Annotated in this window: 24 protein-coding genes and 12 tRNA genes; 18 read left to right on the top strand and 18 right to left on the bottom strand. The window is 37.6% G+C overall.

Features of this window, described 5'->3' with window-relative positions:
• Positions 1 to 95: 95 nt before the first annotated feature.
• The 8 genes from GVV19_RS03375 to GVV19_RS03345 all read left to right on the top strand — a co-directional run bounded on the left by GVV19_RS03375 (position 96) and on the right by GVV19_RS03345 (position 4,417).
• Positions 96 to 545 (top strand): hypothetical protein, encoded by a 450-nt coding sequence (locus tag GVV19_RS03375; protein WP_159645543.1) that lies wholly within the window; start codon positions 96 to 98, stop codon positions 543 to 545.
• On the top strand, positions 535 to 1,239 hold the full coding sequence (locus GVV19_RS03370; protein ID WP_159645540.1) for a hypothetical protein: 705 nt from the start codon (positions 535 to 537) through the stop codon (positions 1,237 to 1,239). Before GVV19_RS03375 ends, GVV19_RS03370 begins: the two co-directional genes overlap by 11 nt.
• Positions 1,236 to 1,382 carry a hypothetical protein gene (locus GVV19_RS10750; RefSeq protein WP_166083462.1) on the top strand — a complete coding sequence of 49 codons (147 nt, stop codon included), beginning with the start codon at positions 1,236 to 1,238 and terminating at the stop codon, positions 1,380 to 1,382. Before GVV19_RS03370 ends, GVV19_RS10750 begins: the two co-directional genes overlap by 4 nt.
• Positions 1,379 to 1,714, top strand: a complete 336-nt coding sequence (locus tag GVV19_RS03365) for a hypothetical protein (RefSeq protein ID WP_159645537.1) — start codon at positions 1,379 to 1,381, stop codon at positions 1,712 to 1,714. Before GVV19_RS10750 ends, GVV19_RS03365 begins: the two co-directional genes overlap by 4 nt.
• An 85-nt stretch (positions 1,715 to 1,799) precedes the next feature.
• Positions 1,800 to 2,552 (top strand): type III pantothenate kinase, encoded by a 753-nt coding sequence (locus tag GVV19_RS03360; protein ID WP_159645534.1) that lies wholly within the window; start codon positions 1,800 to 1,802, stop codon positions 2,550 to 2,552.
• Positions 2,549 to 3,124 carry an ECF transporter S component gene (locus GVV19_RS03355; protein ID WP_159639647.1) on the top strand — a complete coding sequence of 192 codons (576 nt, stop codon included), beginning with the start codon at positions 2,549 to 2,551 and terminating at the stop codon, positions 3,122 to 3,124. The genes GVV19_RS03360 and GVV19_RS03355 overlap by 4 nt, the downstream gene beginning before the upstream one ends.
• A complete protein-coding gene (locus tag GVV19_RS03350) occupies positions 3,121 to 3,906 on the top strand; it encodes a metallophosphoesterase (protein ID WP_159645531.1) in 786 nt (261 codons plus the stop codon). The genes GVV19_RS03355 and GVV19_RS03350 overlap by 4 nt, the downstream gene beginning before the upstream one ends.
• Before the next feature lie 157 nt (positions 3,907 to 4,063).
• Positions 4,064 to 4,417 (top strand): InlB B-repeat-containing protein, encoded by a 354-nt coding sequence (locus GVV19_RS03345; RefSeq protein ID WP_159639645.1) that lies wholly within the window; start codon positions 4,064 to 4,066, stop codon positions 4,415 to 4,417.
• A gap of 24 nt (positions 4,418 to 4,441) precedes the next feature.
• Here GVV19_RS03345 and GVV19_RS03340 read toward each other — a convergent pair whose 3' ends face one another.
• Complete coding sequence (locus GVV19_RS03340; RefSeq protein WP_159645528.1) at positions 4,442 to 5,149, bottom strand: LrgB family protein; 708 nt, start codon at positions 5,147 to 5,149, stop codon at positions 4,442 to 4,444.
• Positions 5,150 to 5,494: a CidA/LrgA family protein gene (locus GVV19_RS03335; RefSeq protein WP_159639643.1), complete on the bottom strand. Its 345-nt coding sequence runs from the start codon at positions 5,492 to 5,494 to the stop codon at positions 5,150 to 5,152.
• Between the two features lie 118 nt (positions 5,495 to 5,612).
• On the opposite strand from GVV19_RS03335, the gene GVV19_RS03330 reads away from it, so the two are divergent.
• The 3 genes from GVV19_RS03330 (at position 5,613) to GVV19_RS03320 (ending at position 8,698) form a co-directional block, all read left to right on the top strand.
• Positions 5,613 to 6,287, top strand: coding sequence for a response regulator transcription factor (locus GVV19_RS03330; protein WP_159645525.1), 675 nt, complete (start codon positions 5,613 to 5,615; stop codon positions 6,285 to 6,287).
• 334 nt (positions 6,288 to 6,621) lie between these two features.
• Positions 6,622 to 7,425 carry an alpha/beta fold hydrolase gene (locus GVV19_RS03325; protein ID WP_159639642.1) on the top strand — a complete coding sequence of 268 codons (804 nt, stop codon included), beginning with the start codon at positions 6,622 to 6,624 and terminating at the stop codon, positions 7,423 to 7,425.
• An 82-nt stretch (positions 7,426 to 7,507) separates the two neighbouring features.
• Entirely contained in the window at positions 7,508 to 8,698 is a 1,191-nt protein-coding gene (locus GVV19_RS03320) for an acyltransferase family protein (RefSeq protein WP_159645522.1), read from the top strand.
• A 10-nt stretch (positions 8,699 to 8,708) separates the two neighbouring features.
• Here GVV19_RS03320 and GVV19_RS03315 read toward each other — a convergent pair whose 3' ends face one another.
• On the bottom strand, positions 8,709 to 9,896 hold the full coding sequence (locus tag GVV19_RS03315) for an MFS transporter (RefSeq protein ID WP_159645519.1): 1,188 nt from the start codon (positions 9,894 to 9,896) through the stop codon (positions 8,709 to 8,711).
• A gap of 363 nt (positions 9,897 to 10,259) precedes the next feature.
• Between GVV19_RS03315 and typA the strand changes: the two genes are divergently transcribed.
• Both typA and GVV19_RS03305 read left to right on the top strand, forming a co-directional pair.
• Positions 10,260 to 12,044, top strand: a complete 1,785-nt coding sequence (gene typA, locus GVV19_RS03310; RefSeq protein ID WP_159645516.1) for a translational GTPase TypA — start codon at positions 10,260 to 10,262, stop codon at positions 12,042 to 12,044.
• Positions 12,045 to 12,377: 333 nt separating this feature from the next.
• Complete coding sequence (locus GVV19_RS03305) at positions 12,378 to 13,178, top strand: Cof-type HAD-IIB family hydrolase (RefSeq protein ID WP_159645513.1); 801 nt, start codon at positions 12,378 to 12,380, stop codon at positions 13,176 to 13,178.
• Between the two features lie 153 nt (positions 13,179 to 13,331).
• On the opposite strand, the gene GVV19_RS03300 is transcribed toward GVV19_RS03305, so the two are convergent.
• The 13 genes from GVV19_RS03300 to GVV19_RS03240 form a co-directional block, all read right to left on the bottom strand.
• Positions 13,332 to 13,405: transfer RNA gene (locus GVV19_RS03300), tRNA-Gly, on the bottom strand.
• Positions 13,406 to 13,422: 17 nt separating this feature from the next.
• A tRNA-Lys gene (locus GVV19_RS03295) sits at positions 13,423 to 13,498 on the bottom strand.
• A gap of 4 nt (positions 13,499 to 13,502) precedes the next feature.
• Positions 13,503 to 13,578: transfer RNA gene (locus tag GVV19_RS03290), tRNA-Thr, on the bottom strand.
• 1 nt (position 13,579) lies between these two features.
• Positions 13,580 to 13,655 (bottom strand) — tRNA-Val (locus tag GVV19_RS03285).
• Between the two features lie 215 nt (positions 13,656 to 13,870).
• A tRNA-Gly gene (locus GVV19_RS03280) sits at positions 13,871 to 13,944 on the bottom strand.
• Position 13,945: 1 nt separating this feature from the next.
• Positions 13,946 to 14,021: transfer RNA gene (locus tag GVV19_RS03275), tRNA-Val, on the bottom strand.
• 129 nt (positions 14,022 to 14,150) lie between these two features.
• Positions 14,151 to 14,224 (bottom strand) — tRNA-Gly (locus tag GVV19_RS03270).
• 23 nt (positions 14,225 to 14,247) lie between these two features.
• Positions 14,248 to 14,323 (bottom strand) — tRNA-Lys (locus tag GVV19_RS03265).
• A 5-nt stretch (positions 14,324 to 14,328) separates the two neighbouring features.
• Positions 14,329 to 14,412: transfer RNA gene (locus GVV19_RS03260), tRNA-Tyr, on the bottom strand.
• An 18-nt stretch (positions 14,413 to 14,430) separates the two neighbouring features.
• Positions 14,431 to 14,506, bottom strand: a tRNA-Thr gene (locus GVV19_RS03255).
• 1 nt (position 14,507) lies between these two features.
• Positions 14,508 to 14,583: transfer RNA gene (locus GVV19_RS03250), tRNA-Val, on the bottom strand.
• Between the two features lie 178 nt (positions 14,584 to 14,761).
• Positions 14,762 to 15,736, bottom strand: a complete 975-nt coding sequence (pta, locus tag GVV19_RS03245) for a phosphate acetyltransferase (protein WP_159636056.1) — start codon at positions 15,734 to 15,736, stop codon at positions 14,762 to 14,764.
• Positions 15,737 to 15,840: 104 nt separating this feature from the next.
• Positions 15,841 to 16,668 carry a helix-turn-helix domain-containing protein gene (locus tag GVV19_RS03240; RefSeq protein WP_159645510.1) on the bottom strand — a complete coding sequence of 276 codons (828 nt, stop codon included), beginning with the start codon at positions 16,666 to 16,668 and terminating at the stop codon, positions 15,841 to 15,843.
• Positions 16,669 to 16,770: 102 nt separating this feature from the next.
• Between GVV19_RS03240 and GVV19_RS03235 the strand changes: the two genes are divergently transcribed.
• The 4 genes from GVV19_RS03235 (at position 16,771) to GVV19_RS03220 (ending at position 19,945) form a co-directional block, all read left to right on the top strand.
• A complete protein-coding gene (locus GVV19_RS03235; RefSeq protein WP_159639636.1) occupies positions 16,771 to 17,871 on the top strand; it encodes an ABC transporter ATP-binding protein in 1,101 nt (366 codons plus the stop codon).
• A gap of 187 nt (positions 17,872 to 18,058) precedes the next feature.
• Positions 18,059 to 18,133, top strand: a tRNA-Gln gene (locus tag GVV19_RS03230).
• Between the two features lie 268 nt (positions 18,134 to 18,401).
• Positions 18,402 to 18,608, top strand: a complete 207-nt coding sequence (locus GVV19_RS03225; RefSeq protein ID WP_159645507.1) for a hypothetical protein — start codon at positions 18,402 to 18,404, stop codon at positions 18,606 to 18,608.
• A gap of 617 nt (positions 18,609 to 19,225) precedes the next feature.
• The gene (locus GVV19_RS03220) at positions 19,226 to 19,945 is read left to right on the top strand and encodes a DsbA family oxidoreductase (RefSeq protein ID WP_159639634.1); all 720 of its coding nucleotides are present in this window, start codon (positions 19,226 to 19,228) and stop codon (positions 19,943 to 19,945) included.
• Positions 19,946 to 20,035: 90 nt separating this feature from the next.
• On the opposite strand, the gene GVV19_RS03215 is transcribed toward GVV19_RS03220, so the two are convergent.
• Positions 20,036 to 20,557, bottom strand: a complete 522-nt coding sequence (locus GVV19_RS03215; protein WP_159645504.1) for a GrpB family protein — start codon at positions 20,555 to 20,557, stop codon at positions 20,036 to 20,038.
• Positions 20,558 to 20,733: 176 nt separating this feature from the next.
• The gene (locus tag GVV19_RS03210) at positions 20,734 to 21,759 is read right to left on the bottom strand and encodes an alpha/beta hydrolase (RefSeq protein WP_159645501.1); all 1,026 of its coding nucleotides are present in this window, start codon (positions 21,757 to 21,759) and stop codon (positions 20,734 to 20,736) included.
• A gap of 274 nt (positions 21,760 to 22,033) precedes the next feature.
• Between GVV19_RS03210 and GVV19_RS03205 the strand changes: the two genes are divergently transcribed.
• The coding region (locus tag GVV19_RS03205; protein WP_201288186.1) for an InlB B-repeat-containing protein at positions 22,034 to 23,285 on the top strand (1,252 nt) is incomplete at its 3' end.

Genomic DNA, 23,285 nt, shown 5'->3' with positions numbered 1-23,285 from the left:
CTTTTGAAGTAAACAAAGAAAGGGTTACGGCGCAATATCAAATGACATTAAGTTTGATAGTAAGATATCGTTTTACACACAATATTTTAGTTAGCATGAGAAATATTGAATGTAATGCTAAGGAACTCCCCCTCTTAGAATTTGAAAGGGGAGATTTTGACTTCAAAAAACTCGCTTTGATTCATACTCATTATTCATGGAAAACGCTGATTTCTGTTTTAGCTGTGGACATTATCCATGGGGACCAGGGGGTCGACGATAAACTTTATGATTTAGAAGCTGAAGTTGACTATTGGTACGATGCTGTAAATGGGTATAGTGAACGTTTGATTCAAACAGTTAAAATGTTAGTGCTACTTTCATCAATAAGTATTTTAGTGACCTATTTTGTATGCGAAATGTTGCTGCAAGCAACTCAACGACTAATGCTTCCTAACTACGAAATACTGCTGTTCATATTCTTAGTTCTAATTAATAGTTTTGTATGCGTCGTTTTTAGAATTCTACGTCATGACCTGACTCTAAGGAGGGAACATGTTTGTTAACGTTCTTTTATTAATGTTCTGGATTGTTTTTGGGTCCAAACTTATACGGAGTCTTTTGTGGCATTCCGTTAAAGCAAGAAATGAATTAATTGGCGTATCCTATGAAAGGACTGTGTATCTCGTTGTGGGCATGTGCCTTGTGTGCGCCTGTTTCTCCAATAGAGTTCTAATCGTAATTCCGCTGTTTATTACATTTTATGAAAAAAAATTGAACTCAGTATATCGCAAAACACGCGCTACACTTCAATTCTCGTTCACAATTTGGATTCAATCAATTTTGGCATTTATTCAGACAAATACACTCCTTCATGCATTGAAATTAAGTTTAGAAACGGTACCTTGGAATTTAGAACATGATGTGGAAATACTAATTAAAAAAATTGAAGCAAATCCAGAAGATCGTGAAGCATTTGTTGGTTTCATGGTGCGAGCATCAACGCCAGAAATACGTCAAACAATGAAGTATTTGTACCGATATTGTGTGGAATCAACTGTTGATGCGACCCGGCAGTTACAGCGTATTATTGAAATCAATAATGGAAGGTTGAGACAGCAACGCTTACTTGCATATTCGGAGAATGTCGAAATGTATACCCCTTTGGGTTTAGTTCCGTTGATATCGGTTGGGTGCTTGTTTTTGGTTTTGATGACGCAAGTAATCGTTGGCTTAATGGAAAGGGGGTGGGGCATTTGAAGTCTTTTTTTGAAGAATTTGGTATGGTCCTTGTTGTAACAATTATTGCGACAGGGATGATTGTCTTTTCGAACGAGTTCAAGGATATTTTAAGAACTACACTCGTCGGGAAGTGGAATGGAATGGCAGAAGTACGTAAATGAAGATATCAATTGAATTTTATGTATTGATGGTTTTCTTTGGACTTGGAGTATTGGTTACCTTGGATTTTTGTAACTTGATTATTGGTATTCAACAAGTTCACACACTACGTGATGTAATTGTTCATGAGATTGAAGTCCATGATCGATACGACTCTGTGGTGAAAGAAAGAATACAGTCGAAAAACAGCTGTCAAAAATGTACATATTTTGTGAAAAATGAAGACAGAAAATTCAAAGTGTTGATTCAATATGTACATAACTTTAGTTATATTCCGCAAACAGTTGAAATATCTGCCTATGGGTACGCATATAACAGTCAAGAGGCGCAATGAGCGCCTCTCCATAAATGTCGTATTAGTGGCAAAAAAGTGAAATATCGTGTATTGTAATATTGCAACAAACGCTAGGAGTGAATGTATGATTATTACGATAGACATCGGTAATTCCAATACGGTCATTGTCGGTTATAAAGATAACAAGCGAGTTTTAGAAGCGCGTATTGACACTTACAAAAAAGATGTAATTAAAAACTATACCATTAAATTTAAAGAAATTATTAAAGAAATTCCGGAGGATATTATCGTATCCTGCGTTGTACCAATGATTAAAGATCAGTTTATTGAAACAATTGAATTACTATATCAAAAGAAACCAATTATGATTGACGCAACTTCCATTGATGGCCTAACAATTAAGTTGGATAATCCAAATGATATTGGGGCTGATTTCATAGCAACATCATGGGGTGCAATTCAAAAGTATCAAACACCAGTGATTATTGCGGATGTCGGAAGTGCGACAAAATTAACGGTTGTTGATGAAACAGGGTCGTTTTTAGGAGGTGCCATCATACCTGGGATTGGGACATCCATGCGAGCTTTTGCGGATTATATTCCCCACCTACCAGAAGTTGCATTAGAGTTTCCAAAAACAGTGATTGGCTCTGGGACTATTGATGCAATTCAATCGGGAGCCTTGTATGGACTTGTATCGCAAATCGAAGGATTGGCGATGCGAATGGAAAAAGAACTGGGAACTTCTTGTACAAAAATTATAACAGGTGGCTATGCTTCAATTATTCATGGAGCAACAGAAGCGTTTATATATGATGAATTTTTACTAAATGATGGACTCTACGAGATCTATCGGAAAGGAGCATTTAAACGATGAAAGTTAGAGACATAACAATGAACGCAATGTTCATTGCAATCACACTTATCTTGGCATTAGTGCCAGGTCTAGGAATGATCAATATTGGTTTTGTTTCGATAACGATCATGCATATTCCAGTAATTATTGCCGGGCTTGTACTCGGAGCAAAAGCGGCGTTAATTAACGCAACTGCATTTGGTGTCGCTGCGATGTTTATTGCTGCAACACGACCAGTAGGCGTCTTCGATGTTTTGTTCGTGAATCCTTTAGTGTCAGTACTACCGCGAATTATCTTTGGACTTAGTATCGTAGTGGTGGCTGGTTTGATGAAGCGGATCACAAAAAACTTTGTCGTGGTAGCTTCTGTTACCTCAGTGGTAGCTACTCTTGTTCATACGGTCGCAGTATTGCTTGCGATGTATATTGCGGCAACAGGTTCTACAAGCCCAGAAATTTTAGCTGCAGCACCAACAAGCGCACTTGTATTGATCGGATCTGTTCTCTTGTCAAATGGTATATTCGAAATCATTGCCAGCGTGGTTATTGCAGTACCGACTTCAGTTGCCCTGAATAAGGTCAAAAACCATTGATTAAATATCTGCTAATTGCGTTACTGGGAATATTCATTTATTCGTTTATCGAATACCGTTGGCTAAAGAATGTATATTTGAAACCCATAGATTTTGATACAAAACATAAGATTCCAGATGGATTAAAGGGAAAACGAATTATTTTTATTTCCGATTTACAGTTTGATCACAAGAGACGACCATTTTTGCATGGAGCTGCCCGAAATCTTGTTCGAAGAGTAAATGCTCTCAAACCGGATTTGGTGCTATTAGGTGGAGATTATATCCATCAAGAAGGAAAACAGAATACCCCTATCTTTGAATACATAAATAGTATCAATGCACCCAAGGTTGCAGTTCTCGGAAATCATGATTATCGAGAATATGAAAAATCGGTTACGATGCTACAAGATATTGGTGTAACAGTACTCATTAATGAAATTTATAATTATCGCGGTCTCGATATTATTGGGGTTGATGATGCCATAAAGGGTGTCCCAGTGTTTCCAATTCACGAAGACAATTTATCAATTTTACTAACGCATAATCCGGATTACTTTGAAAAATTACCGAAGTCCACTTACGTCGATATGGCATTAGCTGGTCATCTCCATGCGGGACAGGTAACACTATTTGGCTTATATGCGCCAATTACAAATTCTGAATTTGACCAAACACTCGTTCATGGAATGATTCGTCGACCACAGGGTTCAATGTACGTATCGTCGGGCGTGGGAGGAACTGTGGGAATGTTGCCTATCCGATTCTTTGCTCGTCCAGAAATTGTAATTTTAGATTTCTAAAAGGATACAACGTATCCTTTTTATTTGTTAATTATTATTCATAGTTTAATAAAAAGTTTATATTCGTGACATAAATGCTATGCTTAATGACATTCTTCCCATCAAAGAACTACTTCGTGAGATAGTAAAATCACCAAGAACAGATGGAGGATAAACTATGAATGATTACAAAGTTAAATTTGATGCTGGTGATGCTGTAACGCAAATATCGAGCGTCCTTGTTACAGACGGAAGTTATCTTCAAGAACCACAACGTCCGACACGTAACGACGCTATCTTCAAGGGATGGTTCCACGATGAAGCACTGAAATATCCTTGGAACTTTGAAAGTGATATAGTTATTGAAGATGTAACTTTGCACGCAAAGTGGGATTTAAAAGACTTATTCGCTGCGAACAAACAATCCTCGATTCAGAAAGCAACTCAGGATGATGAAAAATATATATATGCTGGTGGCATTCTTGCTGATTTAGCTGAAAGTATCAATTTTATCCATAAAAACAAACAATAAAAAAGGTCGACAGAAGTCGACCTTTTAGATACCAAGTAGTCCAAAAATTATAATTTTGGTAATCGGAGAAATAATAACTGTAAAAATTCCCGTCAAAATTAAAGCGAGGGTAGACATAATTCCCTGCTCTTTTCCCATTTCAATAGCCTTTGACGTTCCAACTGCATGTGCTGCAGTTCCGAGCGCTAAGCCTTGAGCAATTGGGCTATCAATGCGGAATATTTTATTAAGCAATGGTGCAAGTGCAGCTCCAAAGATTCCGGTGATAATAACAATGCAGACAGTAAGTGTTGAAATGCCCCCCAGTGAGACTGCAACATCAGCAGCAATCGCCGTTGTTACAGATTTGGGGATTACTGTTGCAATCATCTGAGGCGATAACTTTAAGATCGATGCTAGGACGCCGATTGTAATGGCGTGAGCCAATACTCCTGCGCTGATTGAAACGAGGATGACGCGTTTATACTTTGCGAGCATTCCAAGGTTCATATAAAGTGGAATTGCGAGGGCGACTGTCGCAGGGCCAATGAGTGCAGAGATAAATTGGCCACCAATATTGTATGATTCATACGAAATTTTAAAAATCATGAGGAAAGCAATAATAAAAATACTGGACATGAGTAGGGGGTTGAACAAGTCTGACTTTAGAATTTTTTGTACTTTTGTCATCAGTACATATACTCCCATCGATAAAACTAATCCAAACAGTGGGCTTGTAAATATTTTATCCATCTATTGATCTCCTTGAACCCGGGTTGCTGCATAGGCGCTCACAACATAGGTCACGAGGGTTGAGATAATTAAGATAATCACGAACTCTACCCATGTTGCTTGTAAGACATCAAAATAAATCATGATGCCTACAGTAACAGGAACAAAGAAGAAAGCAAGATTATCTTTAAGCCAAGTGCCGACCATTTCGACAGATGAGACTTTAATGAGTTTAAATTGCAGTGCAGCAAATAACAAACATAATCCGATAATACTACCTGGAATCGGAAGTTTGAAAAACGCTGTAATGCTATCGCCAATAAACGTGAAACCAGCGATAATTAGAAATTGAGATACAATTTTCACAGACTTTTCCTCCAACAAACGTAGATATTTTACCATATAAACGTCAAAAACCCCAATATAGGAGCTTAATAATCACTTAATTAAATTTACGTGATATACTAGTGCAAAGGGGGAAAGCATGAAAACAATACTTATTGTCGAAGACAATCGTATGTTAGGCGTAGAATTATCACAAACTTTACGAGACCACTACCATACGATTAACGCATTCAGCGGCTATGAAGCAATCAATATTCTTGAAGCGCATACTGCAGATTTGATTTTACTCGATATGAGTCTTCCTGATTTGCCAAGCGCAAAGATTTTGGAAATGGTTCGAGACGAGAGTCCTGTTCCTATAATTGTTTTGACTGACGGGTTAGATCCGAGTCGGGTAATGGGGATGCTTTTAGCGGGGGCTAATGATTATTATGTTTATCCAATCGATAGTCCAGTTCTCATCAAAAGAATTGAAGAACAGCTTTCATTGGATCATGAGTTGAGTGGAAATCGAGGAATACGTTTCAAAAATATCCGATTCTTCCCAAACGAATATCGTTTCGAGTTGGGTGGAGAAGTCGTAGACTTTTCGAAGAAAGAAACAGAAATTATGAAGCTGCTCTTGTCGAATCCAAATAGTACTGTGTCAAAGGAACAACTGTATGCCAGTGTGTGGGGCGACAGTGAAAACTTGGATGAGAATACCGTGAATGTACACATCAGCAGTATTCGTAAAAAATTGCGTCGCATCGATCCAAGTGTTGAATACATTCAAACTGTATGGGGCGTTGGTGTTCGACTTGCTGAGAGATAGGGAAACCCTATCTTTTTTCATGTAAAACCTATCAATTTTATACAATTTGAACAAAAATATGGTTAATGGGACTAAAAATGGGGTAATATTATAACATTAACATCATAAATATGGTAAATTAAAAGTACACAAGACATAATCCTTGTGTTAATAAGTCTTCTAAATACGGTGGGGTATTTAGAAAGACGGGGATGTAAGTGATATTTAATCACTTGCAGACATGCAGAGCAGAGAAAAGCAAGGGTGGGGATCCTTGCTTTTCTTATGGCGCTACAGTGGAGCATGAAGGATTATTATGATAAGATACAGAAGTTAGAAATGAGGTCTTTTTTGTATGGATGGCACACTAAAAACATATGATAATTATGATATCTACTACCAATATCATGAAGTAGAAAATGCGAAAGCAACAATTGTATTTAGCCATGGATTTGTGGAATACAGTGCTCACTATTCACGGTTAGCACCAATGTTCAACGCTCATGGATACAATGTCTTTAAATATGACGTCCGTGGTCACGGCAGAACGACAGCCCCTCTTGGCGAACTGAAGCATTTTCAAGACTTTGCGGATGACTTGAATGTATGTGTAACATGGGTTCAAGATCGTGACTCAAGTCTTCCGGTTTACACAATGGGATTTAGTCTGGGAGGTATGATTACTGCAGTCTATGGAATCATGTATCCTTATGCAATATCGGGGCAAATATTATTAGGTCCTGGACTATTGCCGCAACCACAATTTCGTGAGATTACAGAATCTTCAATTTCGATTCATGAGTTCTTAGAACTTATGGGAACATCAGGTGATGCAGGTATCAAACAATTGGTGGCGATGGATTCGCCGTATGTACTGAAACGAGCAAGTAGAACGTTTATTGTAGAATCATTAGTTGAAGCTCAAGAGTTTATTTGGGAACATACAAGTATGTACACTCATCCGGTGCTGATACTGCATGGTGAAAACGATCCAATCTTACCATGGCAAGGAAGTAAAAAATTCTTTGATGCTATTGGAAGTAGTGATAAAACGCTCGAAGTACTGCCTGATAAAGAACATGATTTACTGAGAATTCGCGAGGCAACAGCGATTGTTGCACGAATAGCATCCTGGTTGGATCACGAGATAGAGGCGTAAGCCTCTTTTTAGTACATTTCTGTAAGGTTGATAAACGAGAAGTAATTTCATGTATAATAGAAATAAGAGAAAGTGAATTATAATGACTAAAAAAGCGACGGTTATCAGTGTAGTAGTATTTATTCTTGCAGTCTTGCTCAGAAATTATGAAGTGTTGACTGGCTATGAAAATAGTTTGACGTATCTCATTCCAATTGCCATTTCAATTGGACTCTTTTTTCATGCAATTGATCAATATGATACACACAATGATTGTGCAGAGAAGCCCAAGTTTGAGAACTTAGATTTTCTGCGGTATTTTGGTGCGGTGTTAATTGTTATCTTACACTTGAGACCATTCAGAGATATTTCATATCCGCTTGACTTATTGTTTAATAATATGATTTCGCGGTTGTTCGTACCGTTCTTTTTCATAACGTCAGGATATTTTGTAGCGAAAAAACAAAAGCAAAACCCATCATACTTCAAACGCTATATTAAAGGATTGATTCCATCATATTTAATTTGGTGCCTGATTTATTTGCCGTTTGGTCTCCAATATATTAAAGAAATGGGTCTTTCGCCGATGTTGTACCCAGTGGGCCTTATTGTCGGGCTTCTCTATTCCGGTACATATTATCATCTTTGGTATTACCCCGCCTTAATTGTTGCACTATTATTCACGAATGCGTGGTTAAAACGCTTCAAACTGAGTTCTTTACTGGTTGTGTCGTTTCTTCTATTTGCGTTGGGAGCTACCGAGACCTATTTTGGGCTGCTACCAAATGCAATCCAAACAATTTTAAACACATATTACTACAATATTTTCATTACAACACGTAACTTCTTATTCTTTGGAACCTTCTTTGTCGCTATGGGATATGCGATAGAAGCAAAGAACATCGTGTTTGCAAAAGCATCATTGACCAAACTTGTAGTTAGTTTTCTATTGTTCTTAGTTGAAGTGATGTTGCTTCAAAAAGTAGATCGTATGGATAGTAACTTGATGTTCATGACGATTCCGACCGTTTTCTATATGTTTACAACTGCGATACAGTTGCCATTTACAATTAGGATGCCGTTCAAGGAGTCGATACGTGAATACTATAAATATTACTACTTAATTCATCCGCTCATCATATATGGTGTGTTAGAGACAATTAAACCGCAGACAACGCTATTAGGAGCGTTACTACTGATGCTCGTTACGCTTGTGTTGACGCACCTAACAAGTTGGTGTTTTATTCAAATTAATCGAAGATATAGAACATATAAAAAGAAAAACTCTGCATAGCAGAGTTTTTTTAGTCGTTACGTGCGGACATAGCAGTCATAGCGATCATTAAGAGTGCTAAAATGATAAAGTAAAACGGCATGACTAATAATGAGCCATTGTGGATTACAGACATAATGTGTAACAACACACTTATTGCGAGATAATATCCGAGACTAAGAATGGACCCGGCGGTACCATAAACATCTTGAAAATCCTCCAGTGCTAAACTTATGGCGTTTGATAAGGAAATGGCAGTTCCGACACGAACAAAGAACATTCCTCCCATATACAATATCAGTGATAAGAGTGTGTTCGTTGCGGTATATCCAAAGAAAAACATTAAAATAGCTCCTAATATGAGTACATAGTTTCCAAATTGAAGCACTTGTTTGGGTGCATGATTTCTAAGAAGTAATTGTGCAATTGTTGCACCAAGAATCGTTGCAATCGCAAGACTAATACCGAGACTACCTGTTGTTGCAAGCGATATTCCAAACCATTTTGGGAATAATAAAGGTGCCTCAAGATAGTAAATAGACATAATCACGTTCATGGATGCAATGAAAAAACCATACATCCATACTCGTTTCGAACGTAACATTCGCATAAGGACATCAAAAAAATTGGCATTGCGTGTCGTTGCGACGACGTTTGTCTCGGGAAGACGTAAATACGTTAAAGCTACAATACTAAGTCCACAGACTAAGAATACTACTAAGAGTAATCGTAAACTGTATGACTCAATCAGATAACCTCCGAGCAAGGGCCCAATTCCTGGAACAATTGCGAGTGCGATGGATACTTGTGAAAACAGTTTGCTCCGAATTTGTGTGTCAAAACTCTCTCTTAATATAGTTTGTGTCGTGACTGAACCGGTTGCTAAACCGAATGCGACAACAAAGCGCCCTACTAGGAAAAAATTGAACGATGAACTCGTAAGCATTACGACCGTTCCCAGGCAGTATATAACAAATCCCCATAGTAATGCGGGACGACGGCCAAACTTATCTGAGAAAAAGCCCCAAAATAAGACACCAATCGCAAACGCTACAAAATAAATGCTCAGGGTTGATTGAGCACTAGCGATAGAAATGTCAAAATTAAGTGCAATAGTTTGTAATGAAGGGGCAAACATTGCCTCATGAAGTTGAGGAAAGCCCAATAAAATAATTATAAGTATAAAACTTGGTTTTCTAAATTCGATGTTTTTAATCAAAAAATAATCCTCCTAACGATTAGATACCTTGAGTAAAAACATCAAAATCGGGTAGGGGAGCTATTTTTTTAATTATAGATGTAAAAATCATAATTAATCTCCTAACGTCGTATACTATATCACAGGTCAATCATAATTTGCTACTTTTCATTTTTTTTCTAAACTATGATATAATGTGCGAAAGCGAGGTTATATCATGTCAACTAACGAACAAATTCTAGTCATGACGCCTCCAATACCTATATTATCCAAATAAATAGAGTGTATTGAAGGTACTAAAAGATTATACAAAAAAACAGCTCTTTTTAGTGTGCCTTCCTGTACCATAATGAAAAGATAAATAGGAAGCGAAGAAAATAAATAATGAAAAAAATAATAAATATTGCCATTATCGCCCATGTCGATGCTGGTAAGAGTACACTTGTTGACGGAATCTTATCCGCGTCAGGTGTTTTCAATCATGCGCAAAAGTCAGTAGAGCGTGTGATGGATAGTAATGATCTCGAAAAAGAACGCGGGATTACAATCTACTCCAAAAACTGTTCGGTTATGTATAAAGATACGAAAATTAATATAGTTGATACACCAGGTCACGCAGATTTTGCAGGAGAAGTGGAGCGCATTATTAAGACAGTGGATACCGTGATTTTGTTAGTAGACTCTGTTGAAGGGCCAATGCCTCAAACACGATTCGTACTGCGTAAAGCATTGGAACAAAATCTTAAACCAATCGTACTGATTAATAAGATGGACAAGACTGAAAGCCGTCCAGATGCGGTCCTTGAAGAAATATATGATTTGTTCCTGGAACTTGATGCAGATGAATCACAGTTATTCTTTCCGATACTTTATGGCATAACCCGAGATTTCAAGGTAAGTCGTCATCAAGACGTACGGGATGCCTCGATGGATGTACTCTTTGATACAATCCTGGAACATACAGAAATTTACTCGAATAAAGATAATCTACCACTACAGATGCAAGTATCAACACTAGGCTATGATGCATATTTAGGACGTCTAGGGATTGGGCGGATCCACCAAGGTGTTTTAGAACAAGGGCAAGCTCTCAGTGTCATTGATAACTCTGGAAAGCTTTCTCATGCACGAATCAAAAAAATGTTCGTATATAATGGTATAACACATAGAGAGGTGGCGAAGGCCAATAGCGGAGATATCGTTGTAATATCTGGAATATCGAACATCACTGTTGGAGATACACTCTGTTCTCTTGAGTCGCCATTGCCTATGGAAGCAATCATGGTAGAACAACCCACACTGTCCATGAACTTTTATGTGAATACCTCGCCGTTACAAGGAAAAGAAGGTAAGTTAATCACCAGTCGGAATATTAAAGAGCGACTCAATCGCGAATTGGAGGTTAATGTGGGTCTTAAAGTAGAGCCAGGGTCATCGTCAGATTACTTCACTGTTTCGGGTCGAGGAGAGTTACATCTCTCGATTTTGATTGAAACAATGCGCCGTGAAGGGTATGAACTTTCTATTGGAAAACCACACGTAATTCTTGAAGAACGTAGCGGTGTAACGTATGAACCAATTGATCGGGTGATTATCGAGACTCCAGAGAAGTATAGTGGAAAAATTATTGAACAAATGAGCTTGCGTCACGGAAACCTATATGATGTCGAACAACACAATGATACGGTTCGACAATACTGGTACATCCCTGCACGTCTCATTTTAGGATTTAGAACAGATCTTATTAATATGACGCGTGGTAATGCGATCATGATGCGTCAGCATTATAAGTATGATGTGCAAGCTGGTACGATGAAGGTTCCCAAACGAGGTTCACTAATTTCCAATGCTGCAGGTAATTCGATGTCTTTTCCTATGTTTCATATTCAAGACCGAGGAAGTTTTTTTATCGGAGCCCAAACCGAAGTCTATCCGGGAATGATAGTGGGGGTTACGAACAAAGAAAACGATATGTGGGTCAACGTAATTCGTAATAAACGATTGAATAGTTACCGTGGTAATGGACGCGGTGGTAAAGAAGATGCATTGAAACTTGAAGAGCCCATCGCACTTACTTTAGAGTATGCTCTAGATTATATTAATGATGATGAACTTGTTGAAGTGACGCCTTTGAATATTCGGTTACGTAAGAAGCATTTAAAACAATAGAAAGCTGCCTTCTTCTGAAGGTGGCTTTCTGCTGTAATAACAAGAAAGGGATTTTCCACTATCCCTATTTGTAAGAGATGTTTTTAGATAGTGGGTAACTTTAGGGTGTGCTTTTGAATCTAAAGTTCGTGTGAAAAAAACCATAGAGTTTCTTCTAACTGTTCAACAATACTTGAGGTCTGTATAATAAATGTAATCAGTAGATTGGAAACTCATGAGAACTGGACGGGTGATTGTTGCGCCACATCTTTGAGAAAGTCAAAGAAAAAGATGGTGCCTCGAAGATTTGGGTTACAGAACACTGAGTTTGATCATAAGAAGGGTGACTAAAATATGATAAAATTGATTGCTGTTGATATGGATGGAACTTTTTTAAGTGATGTGAAAGAATACAATCGACAACGCTTTGATTTATTATTTGATATGATGAAAACACAAAATGTCGAATTCGTAGTAGCAAGTGGGAATCAATACTACCAACTTCGTTCATTCTTTCACCGCCATAAAGAAATGTCCTTTGTGTCGGATAATGGTGCTAACGTGATTCACCATTACCAAGACGTTGATCATGAAGTGATACCATGGAATACCGTACATAAAGTGTTCGATATCGTTGGGGGATACGAAGGTGTAAATATTTTGGTATGTGGTAAACAGTCTGCATATCTAACGAAAGAACAAACACAAGCGTTCTATGACCTTGCTATTAACTATAATCATCGAATTCAGTGGGTTGACTCACTGGAAAATGTTGCGGATGATATTCTCAAATTTGCACTTATTGTGGAGCCTCAAGATTTAGAGGTAATACTTGAAGATTTTCATCGTGTCTTGGGGGATGGTATCACGCCAGTCACGAGCGGAAACACTGCAATAGATTTGATCCAACCTGGAGTTCACAAAGCTAAAGGGATAGAAAAAATCCAAAAAATATTGAATGTTAAAGATTCAGAAATTCTTGCATTTGGAGATAACGATAATGATATCGAAATGCTTAAAAAAGCAGGAATAGGTGTCGCGGTTGGTAATGCAAGACCAGGAGTAAAAGATATCTCAGATGTGGTATTAGAAAAAGACAATAACTCAGAAGCGATACTCGATTTTATTGAAGCTATTTTAGTGGCTCAACAATAGATTGAAAGGCAGACACCGAATGCATTCGTCATTCAGTGGCTGTCTTTTTTTATTAAGATTTTAGTAGTGATACTAACAATTGAATATCCTATAACAATAAAAAAACGTCTCAAGAATATGCAATCTCTTTAAGACGTTTATCGATATTTATATTGGAGCGGGTGAGGAGAATCGAACTCCCGTAGCCAGCTTGGAAGGCTGGAGTTTTACCATTAAACTACACCCGCATTTTTATAATATGAAATGGTGTCCCGTGTAGGATTCGAACCTACGACCCACTGATTAAAAGTCAGTTGCTCTACCGACTGAGCTAACGGGACAACATGGTGCCGACTAGAGGACTTGAACCCCCAACCTACTGATTACAAATCAGTTGCTCTACCAATTGAGCTAAGTCGGCATGGTGGAGGATAACGGGCTCGAACCGCTGACCCTCTGCTTGTAAGGCAGATGCTCTCCCAACTGAGCTAATCCTCCGTAACGCTTACCTATAATACACCGAATCAGTACACATGTAAAGCCTAAAAGATAAAAAAAGTATAAAAGCGGGACAATACAATCAAGTGTTGTTTTTACAGTGAGTGAAAAGTATTAATGCGTCAGTATTACATATAGAAATTGATGGCAAAGTCATGTAAAACATCGATGATAATCAAAATAAAAACCACGTTTACGTGGTTTTGTTTTCATATTGGAGCGGGTGAGGAGAATCGAACTCCCGTAGCCAGCTTGGAAGGCTGGAGTTTTACCATTAAACTACACCCGCATGGTGGAGGATAACGGGCTCGAACCGCTGACCCTCTGCTTGTAAGGCAGATGCTCTCCCAACTGAGCTAATCCTCCGTTTGCGTATAGTTATTATACTTCTAATTGAATTCAGAGTAAATAACTATTTCGAAATTCTGTTATTTTTTTACATTTGAGATCGATTTAAGCAAAAAAAAACATCTTATCGATGTGTTGATTTTATATTGGAGCGGGTGAGGAGAATCGAACTCCCGTAGCCAGCTTGGAAGGCTGGAGTTTTACCATTAAACTACACCCGCATATTTATTGTTATAATAAGAAATGGTGTCCCGTGTAGGATTCGAACCTACGACCCACTGATTAAAAGTCAGTTGCTCTACCGACTGAGCTAACGGGACACGAATGGTGGGGAGAGACGGATTCGAACCGCCGAACCCTAAGGAGATGATTTACAGTCACCCGCGTTTAGCCACTTCGCTATCTCCCCATTCATCTTATTAAAAACTGGTGCCGACTAGAGGACTTGAACCCCCAACCTACTGATTACAAATCAGTTGCTCTACCAATTGAGCTAAGTCGGCATGGTGGAGGATAACGGGCTCGAACCGCTGACCCTCTGCTTGTAAGGCAGATGCTCTCCCAACTGAGCTAATCCTCCATGACGTCTTGTTTCCTTAACGCCTTAATAATATACCATGACCCCCTAAGGATAGTCAACAGTAAATATGAATTATTTTGATTTAATTTAAAAAATGCAAAATTACGGCTATTTAAGTGCGTTTAAGCAAATAAAAAACTATCTGAATACAGATAGTTTTATGTAATATTTGATTGAATTATGAAAGCAAGGTTTGTGCTGCAGTGATGATTGCTAATTTGTAAACATCTTCTTCAACACATCCGCGCGAAAGGTCAGAAACTGGTTTATTTAAACCTTGTAAGATTGGTCCAATTGCTTCGAATCCACCAAGACGTTGTGCAATTTTGTATCCGATGTTTCCAGATTGAATTTCTGGGAAAACAAATACTTTTGCTTGTCCTGCTACATCTGATTCAGGTGCCTTTAGTTCAGCAACTGTTGGAACGAATGCTGCATCAAATTGTAACTCGCCATCAATCTTGAATTCTGGTCCAAGTTCTTTAGCGATACGTGTTGCTTCGATAACTTTTTCAACATCTGGACTTGATGCTGATCCTTTTGTTGAGAAACTCATCATTGCAACAACAGGGTCAATTCCGAATAATTCTGCTGTGCGTGCTGATTCAACAGCAATTTCAGCTAATTCTTGAGCTGAAGGGTTGATGTTAATTGCACAATCAGAGAATAGGTATGTTTCATTACGTTTTGACATAATGAATGCTCCACTTGTACGCGAGACACCAGGTTTTGTTTTGATAATTTGTAATGCAGGACGGACAGTGTCACCTGTTGAGTGAACTGCACCACTGACCATAGCATCTGCCAGTCCCATATATGTTAACATTGTACCAAAATAGTTAACATCTTTAATCCAGTTAAATGCATCTTCGCGTGCAAGTTTGCCATTACGACGCTCTACTAATGCATCTACCATTGCATCTTTTTCTGAATAAGTTTCAGGGTTGATGATCTCCAAACGCTCTACCATAAATCCTTTTTCTTCAGCAATTTTTGCAATTTCTGCTGGATCACCTAATACAATTGGGTGTAGTAATCCATCAGACGCTAAACGGACAGCAGCTCCGATGATACGTGCGTCTGTACCTTCAGGGAAGACAACTTTAATATCGCGTCCCTTAATTTTTGATTTAAGTCCTTCAAATAAATCCATATGAATCAATAATCCTCCTATAACCTTTTTATTATAGCACGATGAAAGTTCTATATTATAGTTATGCCAAAGATATGCAAAAAAAGAACACAATTAATGTTCTTTTAATGAATTATTAAGTAACAGAGCAATAAATCGTCCAGTTTTCGAAGCTGAAGTCCTGTTAGTTCATAGAATTTATCGATGCGGTAATTAAGTGTATTCCGATGTACGAAAAGTGCTTGTGCTGTAGATGTTATATTTCCTTGCTCATTCCACATTGTTCGAATGAGTGTTTCCATATCTTCAAAACTGTAGATTTGGTGTTTGATAATTTGAACATAGGTGGAATCGACAAGGCTTGATTTCAAGTAGTGACGAATGTATAAGGATTTAAAAGATTGAACTTTTTGACTCTGATAGTTCGAAGTGAAAATTGCACGTTCTTCGTTATATATATAAGGGAATGAATTATCTGCTGGTGCATTGATCCCAATAAATAAGGATGTTTTAGTTCCAAAATCATCATCCAATGTAGCGATAGACCCTTCAATACGTTCTGAACTTACAATCGGTGAATTCACAATGCAGATACCATACCGTTCATCGACAAAAAATGCTTCTTCGATATTGGGTATAAATGATGTGAACGATTCAAGCCAAAGGTCGTAGCTATCGTGAAGATTCTCAACCATGAAGTGTATCACTTGAAAGTATTTTGATTCAAATTGTGATGATAGGATTTGATGATACAAAAAATCATACCATGGTGAGGAACGTTCTTGTCGAATTGTTAGTGATTGTAATAATTGAATCTCGCTACTGCTCAGCAAATCTTTCGGTAGGACAAAATACTCGTAACCATTATATAAGGATAGTACTGAGGTAAGATTACTTTTATGCTTTTGAATTGTCCCAATTGGATATAAAGTTTTTAACTGTTTGAAGTCCATAATCGTCTCCTTGCACATTGCACAAAATCATTGGTCATAAATACTATATCATAAATGTAACCGCTATATTATAATTGAATTACAATTTAGGAGGACTTTCCAATGGCAAGTATTTCATTAAAAGGGATTCATAAAAAATATGATAAAAACCCTAATTATTCAGTAACAGATTTTAATTTAGAGGTTGAAGACAAAGAGTTTATCGTCTTTGTTGGACCTTCAGGATGTGGTAAATCAACAACTCTTCGTATGATTGCTGGTCTTGAAGATATTACAGAAGGGGAACTCTATATTGGAGATCGTCTTGTAAATGATGTTGAACCAAAAGATCGTGATATTGCGATGGTTTTCCAAAACTACGCACTTTATCCACATATGACAGTTTATGACAACATGGCTTTCGGTCTTAAAATTCGTAAGACTCCAAAAGACGAAATTGATAAAGCTGTTAAAAATGCAGCTGAAATTTTAGGACTTGATACATACTTGGACCGTAAACCATCAGCATTATCTGGTGGAGAGCGTCAACGTGTTGCGTTGGGTCGTGCAATTGTTCGTGATGCACAAGTATTCTTGATGGATGAGCCATTGAGTAACTTGGATGCAAAATTACGTGTAGCGATGCGTGCTGAAATCACAAAACTACACCACCGTCTTCAAACAACAACAGTTTATGTTACCCATGACCAAACGGAAGCGATGACAATGGCTGACCGTATCGTAATCATGAAGTCTGGATTTGTACAACAAGTCGGAACACCTAAAGAAGTCTACAACACACCTGCTAACATGTTTGTTGCTGGCTTCATTGGATCTCCTGCAATGAACTTCTTCCACTGTGTTGTTGAAAATGACCATATTGAATGCCATGGCTTAAACCTCCGCATTCCTGAAGGAAAACTAAAACTTCTTAAAGAAAAAGGATATGAAGGAAAACCTGTCGTGTTTGGAATTCGTCCAGAAGATATTCATGATGAGTTATTAGTTCTTGAATCAAACCCTGATTCAGTTGTTAAAGCAAAAGTTGTTGTATCCGAATTATTGGGTGCTGAGACAATGCTTCACGCATCTGTTGGTGGTCATGAGTTTATCGCAAAAGTTGGTGTAAACCAAACTTATAAAGCTGATCAAGAAGTTGAATTATCATTCAACATCAACAAAGCACACTTCTTCGATCCAGAGACAGAACTCGTCATTAAATAATAGTAAAAGTGGTGACTTATTCACCACTTTTCTTCCTAATAAACATACTTTATGTAGTAGAAAATCGTGTGTTAAGTGGGTCTAATCTAAATTATTACAATTTTTGTATTTTAGGCTTGCATTGTACATGTCGTATGATATAATGAGTAAGCAATCAAGGGAATAGCCTTGAAAGCACTCAATATATTGGGCCATAGCCAAGCGGTAAGGCATCAGACTTTGACTCTGACATTCCCTGGTTCGATCCCAGGTGGCCCAGCCAATATAAATTTAATTCGAGTTCAGTTACTGAACTCGTTTTTTTGTGCTTTACATAAATCTAAAGTATCTTATCAGTCAATGGACTTCTACCTTAAAAAGCAGTGTTCGCAAACTTAAATGAATATATAAACTCATTCTATTCAGATACTGGAAGTCTACCTTGATATACCAAGAATGATAGTTGTATATTCACGTTTGAATTAAAATCAGGTTTTAATGACAAATTTCTAATGTGATATAATTAAATTATAAAGGAGAGGTGAGAGGGTATGGAAAAAAAGACAAAATATATTGATATATTAATTGGAGTACTAATTATTTTCACCCCTATTCTACTTACTGGAGAAGGGCCTCAGTTATCTCAACAATTTTATCCATCGGGAATTACTTTCGTAGTTGGAGTAGATTACTTAATACGTGCTGCTTGTACCGTTATTGGGCTACTTCATATATCAGCTGCGATAAAGAGAATATAGATTATGGGCTAACCAAGAGTTCTATTATAAAAAGCATCGTCCATTCAGTTTATTGTCGAAACACAATAAGTTTGAATAATGATGCTTTCTTTTTCTTGCAAACTATTGGATTGTAATCAAGTCTTTTAAAGTTAGCGACTACGAAGCAATCTGAATCAGTTAATGGTATGACACGAATTACCCTATTTTAAAAGAAAATATGAAAGATTACTTCTTTTTGTCTTTAGAATAGTACGACCTAACGCCTTTAATTCCACCAAAAAAAGACAACGAAATTCCTAACCACAACAAATACTTCATTGTTTGATCCATGATTGTAACCTCCTAATTATATCGATTGTGTTATTGTGTTATAACTATAACACATGTTGAAGTGTAGTACTAGAAAACTAGTAAGAAAACTCTATGTAGTAATAGGATGTCTGGATTTATGTTGCAGGTCGGACATGATTCGAAAATTTCGAAAAAGATTTAAGGGGTGTCGTTTGTTAATGTGTCCTTAGCGCATCGGAGTCAATCTACATGAAAAAGTATAATGCATGCTTCTAGTCACCGTTGCGTTCGATTGATATAATAGAAATATAGTTGAAAAGTAAACTAATGATGGAGGGGAAATTATGGCAACATTAAATGTAGAATTTTTTCATGACGTGATTTGTAGTTTTTGCTATCCAATGTCATATAGAATGAGGGAGATTTCTAAAGCCGTGCCTGAGTTAAACATTATTCATCGGTCATTTGCGCTTGCACAAAGCTCGGATGATCTCGTAATGATGTTTGGCTCGCATGAGGGTGCAAAAAAAGAAATCATGAATCATTGGGAACATGCAAATGAAAATGATACTTTACATCGTTTTAACATTGAAGGAATGAAACAAGAGTCGTTTCTATTTCCGACATCACTCGTTCCATTGACTGCGGCAAAAGCAGCGTATTTAGTAGGTGGCGATGATTTATATTGGGATGCATTTGATGCACTACAAAAAGGACTCTTTACGGATACTCGTGATGTTAGTAACGTTGAAGTCGTTAAAGACATTATCAAGACGGTAAATCTTGATTTCGATCTGTGGTTAAAATATTTTGAGTCTGGTGAAGCATTGAATGCCGTTGAAGCTGACTTTGAGCGTGTAAAGACATATGGAATCCGAAGCGTACCAAGTCTTGTTGTTGAGGGAAAATATCTCATTAATGGCGCGCTCGATGAAAACTATCTCATTGAGGTTCTTAAGAAAAAACTTGCTGAAAAGGAGCAAGAGCATCACTTAGAACTTGTTGAAGAAGGACCAGGTGGAAATGCTTGCAACTTTGAAAATGGGAAATGGAACTGTGATTAAGGCAGTAATCGATGTCATTATTACGATAATTTATAAGTTAAACTACCACTAAAAAAGCTCCTAATAATGGAGCTTTTAATTATTCTCTAACTAGCGTTTGTTTTTGTAGTACCAAAGAAGAGCCTTCCGCTCAAGTTCTTTTACTAATGCGTCTTTTGCATCCCCATAACCGTCAATATCGAAGGGGTATTCAAGTGCAATTCTTTCTTTAAGATCACCATATGCGAGACGGTCTGTGGAATGAGCGCGCAGGTAGTCTCTAAAGATTAAGTGCCGTTCTATGTCATAAATACTACGGACTTCAAATGCGTGGATTTGGTGCGTTCGGTCATCACCACCTTTACGGTAGTAGCGTCTACCTTCCATTCCAAATTCGCCCATGACCTCGTAGCCAAGAACGCCAAAGTGATGATCATTTTGGTCAAGTACTTCTAAACTTGAAACGATGAGTAGAATGTCGATAACTGGTTTAGCACTGAGACCTGGGACTGCAGTACTTCCTATATGATGGAGTTGTACTAAATTATCTCCTAATCCATCACTAATTTTACGTGCTTCTATCTCGAAGTGTATTGGCCATTGTTCATTATATGGTTCAACAATAATATTCATAAAGATCTCCTTATCGGTAGTGTCTCTGAATTAACGAATAGACTCCTTTCTTTTTATTAATTCGATTACATCATTATATCGCTATTATAGTTGTTGGCGCAATCAATTGGATTATGACATAAAAAAAGATGACATTAAATCTCGTTGGATTATTATGCCATCATAGTATTAGTGCTTCAGTTTTTAATAGGCTGTGTAACGTTTTGCTGCATGAATGTCATCATTGTTTCAAACATCTCTTGAGAGGTTTTTCTACTTAGATCAAAGAAGTAATCATGATTGAGATTTTCGTGACTTCCTGTCCAATATACGCTTGTGACAGGGACATTATTTTCGCGGAGTTTAAGTTCGAACTCGAAAGACTGTGCTTCTAACGGGTCGGCATCCCCGGCAGTAATGAATGTTGGTGGATATTGATTGGTAACGTGATAAACGGTTGATAACTCACGAATGCGTTCATAACTTGTGTATTGTTTTTTTCCGGTATAGCTCCATGCAAACATTCCAAATCCTGGGAACCCGGCTTTGCCTACTGAATCAAAGTTATAGACACCGTTTAAAAGAAGCAATCCTTTAATCTGAGATGGTTCAATGTAAGATGTTACTGGAAATAGTTCTTGAAGATTTGTTTGCGTAGTAATGGAGGCAATTTGACTTGAGAGTTGTGCGCCGGCAGAATTACCACCAATAAAAATGTTTTCTGTATCAATGTTATACGTATTGGCATTGAGGTTTAAATAGCTAAGTGCTTCAAGTGCTTGGTGAACTGGAGTCGGATAAGTATGCTCGGGTGCTAAAGAATAGTCTAAGGATGCAACTACGTATCCTCGTGATGCGATAAGTTTTCCTAATGACTCAAGCTGTGTTGAGTCACCAAGTATCCAACCACCACCGTGAATAAAGAAAACAAGTGGCTTGGTTTGGTTGTTAGGGATATCATATATTGTGATTGTTGCGTCCGGATATCCGGTCACAGGAATGGATATTGGTTCTTGGGCTACAACTTGAGCAATGTCATTCTCATAAGGGCCGAGGGTAATTGCATTTTTATTCTGACTGTTAAATGCTCGAAACATCATATCGAATGGCCATGGAGTAAGTTGATTAACAATGAAGAGTGCAAGAATTACAGAAAGTACAGTTGCACCAACGATGTATCTTAATTTTGGCTTTTTCTTTTGTTTGTTATCCATAAATTCCATGGTAGTTCCTCTTTTCATCGATGCAATCATGTGGATGCAGAAATGGTGTTGCATCCATGAAATTGCAGGTTGTCATATATTCTTTATCATAATCCTATTTTAATTAAAATACTATGACAATTATCTGTAATTGTCCTGGATTGCACATGAGGCAAGTGACTTAGTTATTTTTAGGCTATACAGGGTGGTGTTCGTGACGTGATTTGAGACATTTAATACATCTTGAACATGAAAACCTTAAATTTTATTAATATATTGTCAAGAGGTACATATTATGAAAAAAATAATTAAACTAGGGTTTTCACTTTGCATGGTACTTTTACTCGTGCCAATCATGAATATCAGTGCTGCTGGTAAATCAATTGATGACTATTTCAGTCGTCCACAAACAGCCAAGGCTGTCGCTCAGGTCCTTAAAAAGACAGATGACATTACAGAAAACGATCTTCGGACCGTTAAATCTCTCTCTTTATATGAAGATGATGGACATGTGTCCTTTGATAGCGATCTAGGAAAATTAGAGAACTTGGAGTCATTATCAATTGCTAATACAGGTTGGACTTCTTTAGATGGTATTGAAGTGTTGCAAAATTCGTTAACCTCTTTGAGTCTATCCAATTTACCGATTGAGGATATTGTTGCGCTTGAGTCCCTAATGAATCTTAAGTCACTCACATTTACAGAACAATCAGATATAACACATAATGCCATTGCATCGAATGAAAATTTTTTGGTTCCTGTTGAGAATCTAAAGTTGAATACATTTACTTCGTTTTTTTCTCCGTTTAGTGATGAACATTTGGTTTCGCTTTCTAAGATTGAATCACTAACAAGCCTAACCTTAAAGCATTCTATGGTGACGACTATCGTCCCAATCGCAAACTTAACGGATTTAAAGACATTAAACTTGAGTGATGCGCAGTTAACGAATTTGGATGGTGTGGAGTCGATGCACAACTTAAGTACGTTGAATGTTAGTGTGAGTGATCGCGGTCGTGAGCGAAATCAAATAACTGACTTTAGTGCTTTAACATATCCTTATTCTGAGACAGGTGTTCGTCGTAAGTTATCTATCGATGGCTTAACACCAATGTTGACGATGTCATATGATACTGAAAACGATGTCTATTTCTTGGATTTAGATTGCATTGTTCCACCGACAGCATCAGTAGGTTATGAGCCACTAAAATTAAGTGAATACGATATTCCTTATTACGGAACATTTGATGATGATGGGCGTGTTGTGTATGACAATGAACATGTCGAAGAAATTATTAATTCCGGCCATATCGACTTTTCGGCAGGAAACTTTCTTCTCTTATCATCCGATAGATCCTACGATGCTCAGGGTGTGATGTGGATGCGTATAAACGCTGTCGATCTACCCGAACTTGTATACCATACAGTGACATTTAATAGTAACGATGGAAGTGAAGTCACATCCCAATCAATTTTAGACAAAGAAAAAGTAGCGCAACCTGAAGCACCTATCCGCGAAGGCTATACCTTTGACGGTTGGTTCCAAG

This window comes from Erysipelothrix anatis (assembly GCF_009828745.1).
Lineage (GTDB): Bacteria > Bacillota_I > Bacilli_A > Erysipelotrichales > Erysipelotrichaceae > Erysipelothrix > Erysipelothrix anatis.
Note: the sequence above shows the minus strand (reverse complement) of the source record. Positions and strands in the feature narration are given on the sequence as shown.